Genomic DNA, 17645 nt, shown 5'->3' on the forward strand with positions numbered 1-17645 from the left:
GCATCAGCATCTTTGGGATGAGATTTGATAACTGCCGTAAAATCAGCGATCGCCTCCTGATAATTTCCCATGACAGAGTGAAGACTTCCTCGGTTGTGGCAAGCGTTAGGATCGCTAGGATCGATTTTAATCGCAGTAGTAAAATCAGTAAGTGCCTTTTGATAATCTTCTAAATGTGAATAAGCAACACCTCTTTCATTATAGCAGGTATAAATTTGATAGGGATCGAGATTAAATGTGAGAGCTTCAGTAAAATCAGCGATCGCCTCCTGATAATTTCCTAGTTGAGACCTGAGTTTACCTCGCTGGTAGTAAAGATCGGCTTCATTAGGATTAACTCGAAGTGCTTCTGTTAAATTAGCGATGGTTTTTTGAGGATCTTTTTCTTGAGGTTGAATTTGTTTTTGCTTGTAGCGACCATCACTATCTTTAAAATTAGAAACATCATTTTTTGATGTCAGGGGCAAAACATCCCTAAAAACTGCTTCTGGAGATTTTTCCATCTGAGTTTCTGATGTCTGTGGTGAAGTCTCCTCTACAGATGCTGGTGGAGATTTTTCCATCTGAGTTTCTGATGTCTGTGGTGAAGTCTCCTCTACAGATGCTGGTGTAGACTGCTCCAATGTTCTAATCATTTTCATCACTTTCTGATAATCTTCGTTTTTTCCTTGTTGTTGATAAAGATCGGCTGCTTTTTCAAGGTCATCTATTGCCTCTTGATATTTTTTAGTAAAGTAACGAAGTATACCACGATTATAATGAATTTTAGCATCTTTTGGTTCAAGCTTGATTGCTTCTGTATAATCATCTATTGCCTGCTGATAATCCCCTATTTCATAAAGACAAATACCTCGATTACTATAAGCATCAGCATCTTTGGGATGAGATTTGATAACTGCCGTAAAATCAGCGATCGCCTCCTGATAATTTCCCATGACAGAGTGAAGACTTCCTCGGTTGTGGCAAGCGTTAGGATCGCTAGGATCGATTTTAATCGCAGTAGTAAAATCAGTAAGTGCCTTTTGATAATCTTCTAAATGTGAATAAGCAACACCTCTTTCATTATAACAGGTATAAATTTGATAGGGATCGAGATTAAATGTGAGAGCTTCAGTAAAATCAGCGATCGCCTCCTGATAATTTCCTAGTTGAGACCTGAGTTTACCTCGCTGGTAGTAAAGTTCAGCTTCATTGGGATTAACTCGAAGTGCTTCTGTTAAATTAGTGATGGTTTCTTGAATAACTTGTTCTTGAGGTTGAATTTGTTTTTGCTTGTAGCGACCATCACTATCTTTAAAATTAGAAATATCATTTTTTGACACCGGCAGCAAAGCATCCTTCAAAATTGCTGGTGTAGACTGCGAGACTGCTGTTTCTGGTGTCTGTGGTTCCTCTACAGATGCTGGTGGAGACTGTTCTATTTCTGTTTCTGATGTCTGTGGTAAAGTCTCCTTTACTGATAGATCTCTCCGTAAATAACGATTTAACAAATTATTCACAAGGGAGTTAGCTGAATTATTGGAGATGTCTGATGTTTCTGGAGATTTTTCCTTTTCTATCTCTGTCTGTGGTCTTTGTGCTGTTGTTTCCTCCAAAGATACATCTGGAGATTTCTCTGTCTCTGTCTGTGGTCTTTGTGCTGTTGTTTCCTCCAAAGATACATCTAGAGATTTCTCTGTCTCTGTCTGTGGTCTTTGTGCTGTTGTTTCCTCCAAAGATACATCTGGAGATTTCTCTGTCTCTGTCTGTGGTCTTTGTGCTGTTGTTTCCTCCAAAGATACATCTGGAGATTTCTCTGTCTCTGTCTGTGGTCTTTGTGCTGTTGTTTCCTCCAAAGATACATCTGGAGATTTCTCTATCTCTGTCTGTGGTCTTTGTGCTGTTGTTTCCTCCAAAGATACATCTGGAGATTTCTCTGTCTCTGTCTGTGGTCTTTGTGCTGTTGTTTCCTCCAAAGATACATCTGGAGATTTCTTTCTCTCCACATCATTTTTTTGTTTCTGCGGTACATTCTTATCAACCGAACGACCTCTCTGCAAATAGTGATGTAACACACTTCTTATCGGATAGTTAGCTGAATTAGGAGATTTTTTCATCTCCACATCATTTTTGGATTTCTGTGGTAAACTATCCTCAGCAGATACATCTGGAGATTTCTCCATCTCAATTTCAGTCTGTGGTTCTTCTGTTGTCGTTTCTTCTGCTGTCGTTTCTTCTGTTGTCGTTTCTTCTGCTGTCGTTTCTTCTGCTGTCGTTTCTTCTGTTGTCGTTTCTTCTGCTGTCGTTTCTTCTGTTGTCGTTTCTTCTGCTGTCGTTTCTTCTGTTGTCGTTTCTTCTGCTGTCGTTTCTTCTGCTGTCGTTTCTTCTGTTGTCGTTTCTTCTGCTGTCGTTTCTTCAGTCTGTGGTTCTTCTGTTGTCGTTTCTTCTGCTGTTGTTTCTTCTGCTGTTGTTTCTTCTGCTGTTGTTTCTTCTGCTGTTGTTTCTTCTGCTGTTGTTTCTTCTGTTGTCGTTTCTTCTGCTGTTGTTTCTTCTGCTGTTGTTTCTTCTGCTGTTGTTTCTTCTGCTGTTGTTTCTTCTGCTGTCGTTTCTTCTGCTGTCGTTTCTTCTACTACTGCTGCAGACTGGTTCTCTATCAGAGAAAGCAGATACTCTCGCTTTTGATTAGCTTCATCATAATCAGGATTTATTGTTAGTGCTTCTGTGTATGAGGCAATAGCTTTTTCACAATCTGCCATTGCTTCATATACAAAACCTCTATTGTAATAACTATCAGCATCATTAGGATTAAGTCGGAGTGCTTCATCTAAGTCAGCTATCGCTTCGGTATAATACCCCATTTGAGAAAGAGCTAAACCACGATTATTATAAAAATCGCTATTACTGGGATTAATTTTAATCGCTTCGCTATAATCAAAAATTGCACCTTGATAATCTTCTATTTGATGCTTGGCAATACCTCTATTGTAGTAAATCTCTGCATTACTTGATTCCATCTCTATCACTGTCGTATAATCAGCGATCGCCCCATAATAATCTCCCCATTGGTAACGAGCTAGTGCCTGCTCATAAATAACTGCGATATCAATTTGATTATTTTCCATCTTGTTTACTAAATTTTTTCAATCAATTTTTTATGCTTTACCATATAGTAAATCATCTATGTTCAATATTTTTTATCAATGTCAAAAAAATTTATATATTGGCCAAACTTTTTCCCATTTTTTATAATACTTATACTATGATTAATAGTATAATAATATTTTACTTTGAACAAATAAAAAGATGGTAATATCATGTCCGGTGAAATACTTATAAATAAGGGATTAAAGAGGGGGGAGCTAGGAGAGGGGAGAATAGAGAGATTTGCCCTGTGTAACGAGGATAGGTTTTTTCATCACTAATTATCCGGACTTGATATAAATAATTCAAAATCAACAGAAGGAAAACAATTATATTAAACCCTCTTTTCTCTCAAAGGTGTTCATCTACAAGTTCTCAAAGTAGGACTAATTTTATAGCAAAGAATGGGTTGTTTAGGACAGAGATTGATGATGAATCTTAAATGAAGAAAGGTTTTTCCCAATAACTATTGCTTGTTGCCTGCTTTGAAATAACAACCAGCAATTTCTATTTCAAAAGAAAAATCTCCCCAGAGGTCAATCTGAAGAGACGAAATAAATGATTGAATTACTATTTTTTCAGGGAACAGTTTTGTGCTGATTCTATCTATGATGCTGAAGCATTGAAACCTTGTCCTGCTTCCTGCTGTTCATTATTATCTGATTGATTTTTTTGATCCTGAACTGACTGCCAAATCAATCCACCTAAATGAGTAAATGCTAAAGCGATCGCTGGCACGGGTAAAAGATAACTATGTAAAGTGTACTGACGCAATACAGTCATTGTACTAATACCATTACCACCTGTTAAAATATATCGTAGTAAAGAACCAATAAAAGGAATAGTTTCTACAGTAGATAATTCTATAGAAAATCTCCAAAAACCTTCTTGAGACCAGTCAAGAATCATTGCTGTCCAACCCAAACCAATTGCTACTAAAACAAGGAAAATTCCACTAATCCAAGCAATCAACCAACTAGAGCGAAACTGCCGACTTAAAAACATAATTATTATTTGAATTAAGCCGAGAATAATGATACTGTTACCAGCATAATTGTGTAAATCTCGAATTATCCATCCGAAAGGAATTTGACTGGTAATCATTTCTAGAGATTTGTAAGCACCACCAGCGGTGGGTTGATAATTAAACGCTAGCAATGTTCCAGACAAGGCAGATATTATAGTTAATGTCAAAATTGAGATAGCTACAATGGTAGCTAATCTCCGTAAACTCAAGGTCGAATTAATATTGTTAATCATTTAATGAGTGAAAGTCGATAAATTATTGCGGATATTAAAATTAGGACTTATGTACCTGCAACATATTTTCGCCATTGTTACCGATAGGGTTTGCGCAGCAATCCGGAACGGAAATCAATCTCAAATCCTAGTTTTTTGTACCTGATGCGTAAGTCCTGAAAATTAAACAGATACAGCATTAAAGTCATGTGTTTGACTTCTCTCTCGGTTAAAATACGAGAGATTCTAAGCGGATGTTTCAAATCGGGTTAAAACCACGATTCTCCACGTTTCACACTTAACTGTCACCGACGATTAGTCAGTGGTGGCAGCTCATATACCACCTGGACGCTCTCACATACTGATGATTAAACCATATGCTTTGCGCTTACTTTTACGATTATCCTTTCAGAGTGGTTTTACTCAAAGAGCGAGCTATAAATCCCTATCTTTGCTGCCTGCTTGTCTGTTGCCTTGGTCTTGGTAGCGACAATACGTCCTACTAGTTTCCTGACCACAGGAATTTCACCCCTAAAAGATAGATAAAATCGCCACTCTGGATTTAGAGCGCTATTAACTTTAATCTGTGACCGTACTATATAAATCTTAACATAAAATTTTTTTTTGTTGCAATTTAGGCAAAATTATCAAACATAATTAATAGCGATCGCTTATACCACAAAATGCGAATTATTTATGTATAATATTATACTAATATTATAATAGATTAAAAAAAAAAGCGTTTCCTGACGGAATGCTCCGCAAACAGCAATTGCTGCAATCAGAATTTTCTAAAGTCATGCTCTGCAAACAGCTTAGATTTATACTGAGACCGAGAGAAATGCAATTTCAAAGAGGATTTCAACGCAAGCTGATAACTGAAAGCTTTTAGTCCAGAACTAGTTAAAAATTATGGGTTTCTAAATTAACTTGTGTACGTTTCCAATGTCTAACACTAGGAGCTAAAGTAATTAAATCTTCAATATTGCGGTGCATTGCAATACAAATAGCATCTAAAGGTAAATCATTAGGATCGTAACCGAAAGGATTTTCTATTTCTAGAGCAATTTCTTCAATTCCAAATACTGTAAAACTGATTAAGGCAACTACTACACCAGTCCAAAAATGAAACTCATTAACTATTTGAAATGGTAATGATAAACAATAAATTAACAATAATTGCCTCAGATGAATTGAATAGGCTAAAGGAATTGGTGTATTTAAAATTCCCTCACAACAAGTTAATGCTTCAACCATTCTATCCAACAACTTAAACATCGCAGTAAGTTGATAAGGATTAATACAACCACGTTCATATTGATGCTGGAGATAATCACTAATCCAAAAAGCAATATGAATAGGAGGATGATTCATTGTTTTGAGCTTTTCATACCACTTTTTAGGCATATATCCCTCTAATTCTCTATTTACACTCTGACGGCGCAAATATAATTTACCAGCAATAGCAAAGGCTACTAATAACCTGATTATTTCCTCTTTTACTTTTCTATCTGCTGGTTCATTTTCTTCAACAGAAACCCAAATTTGTCGGGCAAAATTACGAACTGTATTAACAATTTTGCCCCATAGTTGCCGACCTTGCCAGAATCTTTCATAAGCAGTATTTGTTCTAAAAACTAATAGTAAACCCAAAACCAAACTAGGAACAATACTACTTTTCGCCGGCAAAGTCACAGGAAAATTAAAATAGTTAAGTAAAGAAATCAAGCAACCAAAAAATCCGCAGAATGTCACCCGAAAAATAATAGCCGGAATGACCGAATATCGCATTTGCAGAATAACCGTCAACCATTCTCGCTTTTCCCTATAGCGACCATCTATCACCCTGTTTGTAAACATATTAATTTAGCAAAATTTAGACAGATCGAAATAATCTGTACATTCATAGATACCCAAATTAATCTTACTCTCGTTTTTCTATCAGATAAAGGGAGACTTCAAAAATGATAACTCTTGGGTTATATTATGTCCAGTCAATGAGCCTTGAAGAAGTAGTCATATCATGTCCGTTTAATTAGTTATACCAATTCACTTTAGAGATGTCACAAATAGTTTCACATCTTAGATGTGAAACTATTTCTTGAAATTACTGTAGTGTCAAAGTTTTGAGCCTGTAAAATCTTACTTTTAACTTTTAACTTTTGACTTTTGACTTCCGTGAAACGGTATTATAATAAAGTTCTTAGGTGGTAGGTGTAAATTCAATAGGACTTACGCATTACAAAGTATTTTCGTCCGAAGCGACCCACAGGAAAGCAATCTCAGGCCCTAGTTTTTCGTACCTCATGCGTAAATCCTGTTCAAGTGAGAACACTGGAAATGGAGCACAAATTTGGGATATTCCTTCAACATCGCTTCAATAGAACATTTTTATGATATTTAATCATCCGGACATGGTATCAGTAGAACTGAGAATGGGGTCGATGGGGATTTAAGCAATCGCATTAAACCTACAACTTTCTTCAATCTGTTTGTATGCCCAACCGTATATATGTTTTTTCAAAGTATTAATATTTAATATACAACCATATAATTACTGATAGCTAAAATGGTGTTTAGTGTTTATAGTGTACTAGAGCCAAAATTCTATGCATATTCCATTATTGACTCTTTCCGAATTTTCTCCACCAGAGTTTTTTTTGACAATTGTTGATATTATAATTGTTTATATTATACGAAGAACAAAAGTGAGGCTATATATCCTATTTATTTATTAGCTGTAAGACTATTAGGTCTGAGTCACTTTTTTCTTTTTCAAGCTACTTTGAAATACTCCTGCTGGAAAATTCTGAAGAAAATAAAAATTATGCTATATCTCCCTGACTATTCAAATTTACAAACCTTATATCAAGGCAACAACAGTATAATATATAGGGCATTACGGCAGTATGATCGCACCCTAGTTGTCCTCAAAACGCAAGTTTCTGAATACCCAGCCCCAGAAGAAATTGCGCGCATCAGACATGAATACAACATCCTTAACAACCTCAACTTTGAAGGAATTGTCAAATCTATAGACCTGATCCACCAGGAATATCGTCTCATCCTCATCCTCGAATACTTCAATCCCCTATCTCTCAAACAACATATAACAGACTCATTGATCGCAATTCCTCAATTTCTCAACATAGCAATCCAACTTAGTGACACCCTAGATAAAATACACCAACAACAAATAATCCACAAAGATATTAAACCCCACAACATCCTGATCGATCCCAGCACACAAGAAACAAAAATCATCGACTTCAGCATCGCCACCCGTCTAAAAACAGAAACTCAGACCATCATCAACCCAAATTATATAGAAGGCACTCTAGCTTATATATCTCCAGAACAAACTGGACGCATGAACCGCTGCATAGACTATCGCAGTGACTTCTACTCCTTGGGTGTCACCTTCTATCAAATCCTCACTAAACAGCTTCCCTTCTATAGCAATGACCCAATGGAAGTCATCCACTCCCACATAGCTAAAACCCCTATCCCCCCCAACCAAATCAACTCCAAAATCCCTATTGCTATATCCTTAATAGTGATGAAACTGCTATCAAAAAATGCCGAAGACCGCTATCAAAGTGCCCTGGGATTAAAAGCAGACCTTGAATATTGCTTGACTAAACTACAAACCATTAACAGAATTCAAGTCTTTACTCCAGGGAAAAAGGATAAAAAAGGTCAATTTAGTATCCCTCAAAAGCTCTATGGTAGAAAAACAGAGGTTAGCCTCCTCTTGGAAGCTTTTGGTCGTGTAAGCAATACGGATGACGATAGCATCAGTCAATGCAATAAAGAAATCATTCTAGTTACAGGTTACTCTGGGATCGGTAAAACCAAAGTAGTTAATGAAGTACATAAACCCATAGTTAAAGCCAGAGGCTATTTCATTGGTGGCAAATTCGATCAATTCAAACGGGACATTCCTTATGCTGCTATCAGTCAAGCTTTTCAACAGTTAATCCGCCAGTTACTTACAGAAACTACACTAAAAGTTAGCGAATGGAAGCAGAAACTATTAACCGCATTAGGAGAAAATAGTCAAATCATCATTGATGTCATCCCAGAATTAGAATTAATCATCGGTAAACAAGGAAAAGTAGCCCAGTTAGGAGCAACTGAATCACAAAACCGTTTCAATCAACTATTTGGAAAATTTGTCCGTGTCTTTGCTCAACTAGAACATCCATTAGTTTTATTTCTCGATGACTTACAGTGGGCAGACCTCGCATCATTAAACCTGATCGAACAATTAATGACGGACAGCGAAACCCAACACTTATTATTTATTGGAGCTTATCGAGATAACGAAGTTAACCCAGTACATCCGACCATCCAAACCATAGAAAAAATCAAAAAAACCAGCACAACAGTTAATCAAATTATATTAAAACCCCTAAAAATAAATTACATCAGACAATTAGTAGCAGAAACATTAGCAGAAGAAATTACTACAACTAATGAGCGACTCACTCAATTATCAGATCTACTATACAGTAAAACTCAAGGTAATCCCTTTTTCTTAACTCAACTACTCAAAACATTGTATACAGACAAATTATTAACATTTGATTTTACAGTGGGATTTTGGATGTGGGATATTGAACAGATTCAAAGTGTAGGAATAGCAGATTTAGGAGTAGTAGAATTAATTGCTAGGAATATTGAAAAACTATCAACAACTACTCAAAAAGTTTTAAAACTAGCAGCTTGTATTGGCAATAAATTTAGTTTAGATGTATTGGCAGTTGTTAACGAAAAATCTTCGACTCAGACAGCAAAAGATTTATGGAGTGCTTTACAAACAGGTTTGATATTACCACTCACTCAGGATTATAAAATCCCCTTATTATTTTCTGAAAATGACAATTCCCGAGAATTATTATTTGATGAATCTAGGGTAAGTTATCGTTTTTTACATGACAGAGTCCAGCAAGCAGCATATTCAATTATTCCCGAAGAAAATAGAAAAAAAATCCATCTAAAAATTGGTAAGTTGTTGTGGAAAAGTCTGCCCTCTGAGCAAATAGAAGAGAACATATTTGACCTTGTAAATCAGTTGAATATAGGGCGAGATTTTATCACAGAAACAGAGTTACAAGAAGGGTTACTAAAATTAAATTTATGGGCAGGGAAAAAAGCCAAAGGAGCTACAGCTTATGAGGCTGCAGGTAGATATTTGAATGTGGGGCTAGAGTTGTTACCCACAAATAGTTGGGAGAGTAATTATGAATTGACGCGGGATGTTTATTTTGAGATACTAGAAGTTGAATACTTGAATGTGAACTTTGAGTCGGCGCAACAATTGTCGGAACTACTTTTGTCTAAGATTCAAAGCAATCTCGAACAAGTGAAAGTTTATGAGTTACAAATTCCATATTATTATTCTCAGAATCAATCACAGCCAGCTATAGATATTGCATTGTTAGCGTTAAAGTATTTAGGAGCGCACCTACCTGCAAAACCAAATAAGGTCAATATTTTAGTGGAGTTAGCAAAAACTAAATTAGCTCTAAGTCATAAAAAAATCGAGGATTTAGCAAATATTGCCATTATGAATGATTCTGAACGGATAGCAACTATGCGACTGTTAATGGCAATGATTCCGGCTGCTTTTAATGCTAATCCGGCTCTGTTTCCTTTAGCTGTATTTAAAATGGTGAGAATCTCTTTGAAATATGGTAAATCTCATCTATCTGCTTTTGGATATGTCAATTATGGTTTAATTTTGTGCGGTGTTTTGGGAGACTTTAATTCAGGCTATCAATTTGGTCAATTAGCTTTGGATTTATTAGACCAACTCAATGCCAGAGAAATTAAAGCGAAAGTATATTTTGCTTTTAATAATTTTATTCGACACTGGAAAGAACATCTTCAGGAAACGATTAACTCATTACTAGAGGGATTTCAAAGTGGTCTATCAGTGGGAGATTTAGAGTTTGCTTCTTATTGTCTTTGTTTTTATACGAATAATAAATTTTGGGTGGGTGAGCATCTAGATACTGTCGATCAAACCCAAAAACAATCTATTGATGTGATATTTAAATATAAACAAAAACTTGTTGGCGATCATTTGACAACTTGGAACCAACTTGTGTCAATGTTGAAAGCTGAAGTGCAGGCAACAGATGATTTATTGAAGCTAGGAGAAAAATTATCTGTTTTAAAACAGGCAAATGATAGTAGAGGGATAATTAATATTTACCTATCGCAACTAATTTACTTTTATTTGTGGAAAAATTATGTGGCAGCTCTAGAAAAGGTGGGAGCAATGGCAGAATATCTAGAAGGAATGAAGGGGTCAATTGAAATTGTGCAATACAACTTCTACTACTCTCTTTCTCTGCTAGGCAACTATCCAAGCGTCTCCGCAAAAGAACAAAAACAATACCTCAAGCAAGTCAAATCCAACCAAAAACAAATGAAAACTTGGGCACAGCACGCCCCGATGAACTTCCAACACAAATACGACCTGATAGCAGCAGAAATAGCCAGAGTTTTAGGTGAAAATGAAACAGCAGCAACCTACTACGAAAAAGCAATTTCAGGAGCTTCAGAAAACAACTACATCCACGAAGAAGCGATCGCCAACGAACGAGCGGCAGAATTTTATCTGTCTATTGCCAGAGAAAAAGTAGCCAAAACCTACATGACGGAAGCCTATTACTGCTATATTAGTTGGGGTGCTACTGGCAAAATCAAGAACTTAGAAGAACGCCACTCTAACTTAATTATTCGCACCCAAACACCAGAAATGCCAAAAATTGATGTCACAACAACTATATCCTCAATCACCAACACAACTAGTAAAAATCTCGACTTCTATACTATTATTAAAGCTTCCCAAACTATCTCAGAGGAAATCGAACTAAATAGCTTGCTTGATAAATTGATGCAAATTCTCATGGAAAACGCTGGAGCAAATAAAGGAACTTTAGTTTTGAACAACTCTGGTAATTGGGAAATTCCTATTCAATGCCTGAGCGGCGGCTATGATTCATGCATCACATCTGTGAGTCAGATTAATTTACCCCATACTGTGATCAATACCGTCAAACAGACTCAAAAAACTGTACTCATCAATGAGCTTGAAACAGAAACTACCTTCGCTGGAGATCCATACCTGATTGAACACCAGCCAAAAAGTCTCTTGTGTACTCCTATCATCAAGCAAGGAAAATTTATTGCTCTCCTCCTCCTAGAAAACAGCCTTGCTACAGGAGCATTTACTCCCGATCGCATAAAAGTTCTTCATCTACTTATGACTCAAGCTGCAATATCCATCGAAAACGCTAGACTTTATCAGGGTCTAGAAAACCACAGCTACAATCTCGAAACCCAAGTTAAACAGAGAACTCATGCACTTCAAGAGAAAAACCAAGACTTAGAGCAAACCCTATTTCAATTGCAGCAAACTCAAACTCAATTGATCCAAACCGAAAAAATGTCTGCTTTAGGAGAAATGGTAGGAGGAATTGCCCACGAAATTAACAACCCCATCACCTTTATATCCAGTAATATCATTCATGCTCGCAAATATTTCCAGGACTTACTAGAGTTGCTTGAGCTGTACCAACAAAACTCTCCTGAACCCAGTCCAGCTATCACAGAAAAATTAGAAGAGCTTGAACTAGAATTTTTGTCTGAGGATGTAGAAAAACTGTTCAATTCTATGGAAAAAGGGAGCGGTCGCATTAGTCAAATTATTCTCGGTTTGCGTAATTTCTCCCGCCTCGACGAATCAGACATGAAGGAGGTAGATATCCACGAAGGATTAGAGAATACCTTAATGATTCTGCAACATCGCCTTAAAGCAGAGCGCTCCCGCCGAGAAATTGCTATAATTAAAAAATACGGAAAACTCCCCCCAGTCTACTGCTGGGCAAGTCAACTCAATCAAGTATTTATGCACATTCTTAGTAATGCGATCGACGCTCTAACAACTTCGAGGATTGAGAGTTGCCCCGAAATTACGATCACCACTGAGGTGCGAGACGCAAAAACTGTCATAATTCGTATTGCCGACAACGGGGTAGGAATGAGCGACAGAGTTTGCCAACGAGTATTTGAACCCTTCTTCAGCACCAAGCAGATCGGTCTAGGAACAGGATTGGGATTATTTGTTAGTTACCAAATCGTGACTCAGCAACATGGAGGAAAGTTGAAGTGTATTTCTCAACTGGGACAAGGGACAGAATTTATTATAGAAATTCCTATTGAAGGGTAACCATTTGAAAAAAAGATTACTACAAGTAAGTAGGTTTTAGGCAGTAAGTGGTCGATTTTAAATAATGCTTTTATTGGGCAGTATATCCTCCATCAATCATCATATTCTGTCCTGTAATGAAGGAAGTCTTATCAGAACATAGCCATTTTACTGCTTCACCTACTTCATCAGGAGTACCTAAACGCTCTATAGGATAAGGATGGTCTGCCATGAACCGATCGAGTTGACTACCAGGTAATATTTTTTCTAGAATTGGAGTTTTAATAACAGCAGGACTCACAACATTAATGCGGATGCCTGATTTTGCATACTCAATAGCTGTTGCTTTAGTCAAGGCTATAATTCCGCCTTTGCTAGCTGAATAAATAGACAGTTCTGCTGTACCAGCTACACCAGCAACAGAAGCCATATTTACAATTGTACCACTACCCTGTTTCAACATTTGTGGAATCTCATACTTCAGAGAAAGCCATGTTCCCTTGAGATTAGTGTTAATAATATAGTCCCAATCTTCTTCTGAAGAATCGATTAATGAACAGATTTTGCTAACACCAGCATTATTGAATGCACAGTCTAAACGACCATAAATATCTACGGTCTTGTTAACCAATGCTTCTATTTCACTAGCCTGAGACAGATCAGTCTTCACAAAAATAGCATCACCACCTATTTCACAAATTTCATGTACTGTTTGTTCTCCTTCAGCAACTCGTCTACCTGCGATGACTACCTTGGCTCCTTCCTGGGCAAACATCAGAGCTGTTGCTTTACCTATGCCTGATGAGCCACCTGTAACTAACACAACTTTTCCGTTAAATTCTTTTGAGAATAACATCTTTACACTCCTTTGATTTCAATAAATATAGCGCTACGCGCAAGGCAACAGGCAACAGGCAACAGGCAACAGGCAGCAGGCGAATACAAAAGGGTTTGCTGCTTCTATTTATGTCAAACACCTTAATGCGTAGCGCTATATAATCTGGAAATGTGGAAAATATAGCAGTTGCCATTACTGTATTTGATATCAAATCCACTATTGTTCGGTATCAATGAGTTATATCAAATCCGGTAGCATCGGTGTTATTCAGTATTTTAAAGATAAGAGTCCATATTGTAGGGGCGAATGGCATTCGCCCCTAACCATTGTATGACGACGACAGAATTATATTGCTCCGAAGCCAACGGATTTGATATTAGGTAATAGGAAGACTTCCTTAGGTAGAGTCCCCGTCGGATTGGCGACGTACAGAAGTCAGCATGGAAAAGATAAAACAAGATTTGGTAATAGTGAATATCGAGATTTTTTTATACCTAAATTAAAAGGATTTGATATGACATATCAAAAGCTTAAAAATCAGACAACGCAAGATTTTTCCTTTTTGCTTGTTGCTTGTTGCTATCAATAATAAATTTTGTTGAGAAGGTGAAGTCTTTATACAAAATAATAAGTTTGTCTTGACTAACAAATACTTCACTCTCAAATGGAAATGATACTAATATCATGTTCGGATGATCACTTATAATAAAGCCAGAATCATTACAGTAGAAGTCTTCAAATTTTATGGCCCAAAAGATGGCGTTCGCCAACTACCTCTATGTTCTGACGATCGCTTATAACTGAACAGCCCTAGTTTGAGGCCACCAATGGAAACAAGTTATATCATGTCCGGATCAGAGCGCTTCGCAAAAAACTTTCTCTTCATTTATAGCTTAAAATTCCCTCCTCATAACTCATAACTCATTACTCATTACTCATAACTCATTACTCCTCCATTTTTATTTATAACTATTCAACCGAACATGATATAAATCCGCTGATGAAAAGGTACTTTTTTCAAATTATCTCTAATATCATGTTCGGATAATTAGTAAAGATACTATTTACAACCGGATTTGATATGACTTCCACAGTAACTCTATTTGTAGGGCACGTCGCAACGTACCCTAAATCACAGTTAGAGTATAATAAAAAATTTGCGTAAGCTCTGATGAACTTAAACTCCTACTTTCATCAGGCTTTCTGATGGTGTAGGAGCAACTCCTAAAGCTACATCACCCCAACGCATCACCATTGCACCAACATTTGATGAAGTACCTAAGGTGTAGATGAGAACTAGGTCATTTTCTCGAAGTTTACCAGAATGAGTTGCATGATAGAGATTAGCAAGAGGTAAAACAGCGCCAATATTAGCGTACTGAGAATGTAGATTAATAGTGCGTTTTGGATCTATATTTAATTTTCGCGCACAGACATCTACATACCAAGCAGTAGGACTATTGAAAGCAAAAAAATCAATTTGATCTAGTGTCAAACCAGCTTCAGCAACAGCACCTTCGCAGCAAGTACGAATCACATTTGAACTCTCACTTAATACTTTACCTGCATTATTGCCAGCGCGGATCAACATTTTCACCTTGTTTTGCTCTTCTATAATGAATTCGTTAAAGAAAGCACCACAGGTATTACCTGTATTTAAAATTTTCGTGCCCAGGACACCTTGATTTGCTTCTAGTTTACTAACCAACACAGCACCTCCAGCGTCACCGAGGAACCACGAGAAACTATCTCGCTCATCAGCAAAACGAGTATAAGTGTTTGAAACAACAACCAATACATTGTGATACAGTCCAGCTTTCACCATGGCGTTGGCAGTTTGGAGCGCTACCATAGCACTAGAGCAAGTTGCTTCAACGTTCCAAGCAGCTCCAGTATATCCTAATTTTTGGGAAAGATAGGCAGCGTTACCAGGGGCAATTTCTTCAGGAAAAATTGAAGCGACAAGCATTAAATCTACTTGGTCAATAGACATATTTGCTGCTTTGAGAGCATCGGTGGCAGCACGATATTCTAAGCTTAGTGAGGAGTCACCAGGGCCTAATACCCTACGTTCTACGGTACCACGAAAAGGGTCTTGAAGATATGGCTTCATCGCTTGACTGAATTCATTGCTGCTGGTTGAATTACTAGCTGAAAAAAGCTTTGCTAAGTTGTTTTGCTCTGCTTGAGCAACTAACTCAGGATACTTTTTTCGCCAATAATCATTAGTACGCACAACACTAGGAAAACTAACGGCAAGAGAACGAATACCTACAGGTTGATACATGATAGATTTATTCCTTAATTATGTACTTGTGAAAAACTTGATTTGTCAGTTCGACGATCGTCAAACTCTCAATTGATGCCTTTTGATTCTGATCTAGATATGGTAATGTTCCATCTGAGCGCCATTGCCAAATCTTTCTTGATCTCCCCATCTCCCCACCCTCCCCACCCTCCCCACACTCTTTATCTAATTACCGAAAAATTCAGGTATAAAGCCTCTCCATTCATGGAGAAAAAAGCGGTCGAGGGATGGCGAGGTCTCCTCGCCATATCCATGAGACCAAGAGAAGAAAAAAAATCCTTTGATCCAATCCTCTTAATTTATAAGAAGAGGTAATTCTAAATTCGCGCATTCTAAATTCGCGCATTCTTGAAACCAATGCTACCGGATTTGATATGAAACACTATTACTAACGTGCGGTGCTATATTTAGTCAATTATTGTTGGCACAAAACACGCTTGAGAACTTTCCCCGTAGCATTTTTGGGAATAGAATCAACAAAGCGAAATGTATGAGGCACTTTATAATTTGCTATTCTCTGAGCACAGAAACTTTTCAGATCCTCAGCAGAAGCAAATTTACTAGGTTTGAGAACGATATTAGCATTAACCACCTCTCCTTTCAGGCGATCGCTCATACCATAAACCGCTGCCTCAACTACAGATGGATGTTCCAGAATCACTTTTTCCACTTCAGAAGGATACACTTTGAACCCAGAAACATTAATCATATCCTTCAAACGATCGACAATATAGAAATAGTTATCTTCATCCATCTTGCCTAGATCGCCTGTACGAAACCAGCCATTATCCAAGACTTTCTGTGTTTCTGTTGTACGATTCCAATATCCTAGCATTACATTCGGACCGCGTATTAACAGCTCTCCAACTTCCCCACATTCAAGCTCGTTGCCAGCTTCATTCACAACCTTCATTTCTACGTTTTCAATTGGCATTCCAATGGAACCCAATTTATATCTCAAATCGTGGTTGTAACAAGCAAAAGGTGAAGTTTCTGTTAATCCATAACCCTCATATATCAGTTTACCACAAAATTCTTGCCACTGACACACAAGGTCTACAGATATTTTAGCAGCAGCACTAAAATAATAGCGCACCGAGTTAAAATCTGACTGCGAGACACCCATCTCCAGCAAGCGTAAAAACACAGTCGGAACTCCAAACAACATGGTCACGCCATGATTTTGAACAGCTCTCAATACATCTTCTGGTTTAAACCGTCGCTGCAAAATAATTGTTGCGCCAGCATTTAACCCACCATTGAGAATAAAATTCTGACCGAAACAGTGGAAAAGGGGTAAAAAAAGCAACAATTTATCATCAGAGTGGATCTTACAAGAATGCTTAACTGAGTGCATATTAGAACACACATTCCCGTGAGATAGGGTTGCTCCTTTAGGAAAACCAGTGGTGCCAGAAGTGTAAACAATAGCAGCAGGAGCTTTCGGTTCCATGGAAACTGCCTTGAAATCAGCACTCCCTTTTTCGAGCAGAGTAGATAAGCTGATATCTGTATATGTTTCACCCTCAGCAATTAAAACATTTTTGAGAAAAGCTAAATCCCGATGGGGTATTTGCTCCCTCAAAGATTCTGTTGTCACAACTGCTACTGCCTCACTATCATTTAGGATGAAGCGAACTTCATCACTTTTCAGCATTGAATTAACAGAAACAACCACGGCACCACGTTTGAGAATTGCCAAATAAGTAATGACAAATTCAGGAATATTTGGCAAAAACAAAGCTATGCGATCGCCACATTTTATTCCCAAATACCGCAAACCATTAGTTACACGATTTGCTAACTCATTTAGTTCCCCATAAGTAAAAGCTTTTTCTTCAAAAATTAAAGCTGTTTTGTGAGGAAAAAATTGAGCGCCTCTTTCAATATGTTGTGTAATATTCATTGTAATTTTT

Annotated in this window: 8 protein-coding genes; 1 reads left to right on the forward strand and 7 read right to left on the reverse strand. The window is 37.3% G+C overall.

The annotated features are described in order from the left end of the window. The 3 genes from F6K23_RS07280 to F6K23_RS07290 all read right to left on the reverse strand — a co-directional run. Positions 1 to 3101, reverse strand: a 3101-nt coding sequence (locus F6K23_RS07280; RefSeq protein ID WP_293152685.1) for a tetratricopeptide repeat protein, incomplete at its 3' end; no start/stop codon positions are given. Positions 3102 to 3726: 625 nt separating this feature from the next. Continuing rightward, entirely contained in the window at positions 3727 to 4314 is a 588-nt protein-coding gene (locus F6K23_RS07285; RefSeq protein ID WP_293152688.1) for a cytochrome b N-terminal domain-containing protein, read from the reverse strand. Between the two features lie 948 nt (positions 4315 to 5262). After that, positions 5263 to 6219, reverse strand: coding sequence for a bestrophin family protein (locus F6K23_RS07290; RefSeq protein WP_293152691.1), 957 nt, complete (start codon positions 6217 to 6219; stop codon positions 5263 to 5265). Between the two features lie 967 nt (positions 6220 to 7186). On the opposite strand from F6K23_RS07290, the gene F6K23_RS07295 reads away from it, so the two are divergent. Then, complete coding sequence (locus F6K23_RS07295) at positions 7187 to 12604, forward strand: ATP-binding sensor histidine kinase (RefSeq protein WP_293152694.1); 5418 nt, start codon at positions 7187 to 7189, stop codon at positions 12602 to 12604. 70 nt (positions 12605 to 12674) lie between these two features. On the opposite strand, the gene F6K23_RS07300 is transcribed toward F6K23_RS07295, so the two are convergent. From F6K23_RS07300 to F6K23_RS07315, 4 genes are all read right to left on the reverse strand, one after another. Further along, complete coding sequence (locus tag F6K23_RS07300) at positions 12675 to 13439, reverse strand: SDR family oxidoreductase (RefSeq protein ID WP_293152697.1); 765 nt, start codon at positions 13437 to 13439, stop codon at positions 12675 to 12677. 1159 nt (positions 13440 to 14598) lie between these two features. Then, positions 14599 to 15708 carry a 3-oxoacyl-ACP synthase III family protein gene (locus F6K23_RS07305; protein ID WP_293152700.1) on the reverse strand — a complete coding sequence of 370 codons (1110 nt, stop codon included), beginning with the start codon at positions 15706 to 15708 and terminating at the stop codon, positions 14599 to 14601. A gap of 7 nt (positions 15709 to 15715) precedes the next feature. Beyond that, positions 15716 to 15859: a hypothetical protein gene (locus F6K23_RS07310; protein ID WP_293152704.1), complete on the reverse strand. Its 144-nt coding sequence runs from the start codon at positions 15857 to 15859 to the stop codon at positions 15716 to 15718. Between the two features lie 285 nt (positions 15860 to 16144). Further along, positions 16145 to 17635 (reverse strand): class I adenylate-forming enzyme family protein, encoded by a 1491-nt coding sequence (locus tag F6K23_RS07315; RefSeq protein WP_293152706.1) that lies wholly within the window; start codon positions 17633 to 17635, stop codon positions 16145 to 16147. Positions 17636 to 17645 lie beyond the last annotated feature (10 nt).

This window comes from Okeania sp. SIO2C9 (assembly GCF_010672455.1).
GTDB lineage: Bacteria > Cyanobacteriota > Cyanobacteriia > Cyanobacteriales > Microcoleaceae > Okeania.

What these genes read in the sequence shown, in the direction of transcription:
- F6K23_RS07300 (WP_293152697.1), bottom strand. Translation starts at nt 13,439, where the DNA reads ATGTTATTCTCAAAAGAATTTAACGGAAAAGTTGTGTTAGTTACAGGT.
- F6K23_RS07315 (WP_293152706.1), bottom strand. Translation starts at nt 17,635, where the DNA reads ATGAATATTACACAACATATTGAAAGAGGCGCTCAATTTTTTCCTCAC.
- F6K23_RS07305 (WP_293152700.1), bottom strand. Translation starts at nt 15,708, where the DNA reads ATGTATCAACCTGTAGGTATTCGTTCTCTTGCCGTTAGTTTTCCTAGT.
- F6K23_RS07295 (WP_293152694.1), top strand. Translation starts at nt 7,187, where the DNA reads ATGCTATATCTCCCTGACTATTCAAATTTACAAACCTTATATCAAGGC.
- F6K23_RS07310 (WP_293152704.1), bottom strand. Translation starts at nt 15,859, where the DNA reads ATGGGGAGATCAAGAAAGATTTGGCAATGGCGCTCAGATGGAACATTA.
- F6K23_RS07290 (WP_293152691.1), bottom strand. Translation starts at nt 6,219, where the DNA reads ATGTTTACAAACAGGGTGATAGATGGTCGCTATAGGGAAAAGCGAGAA.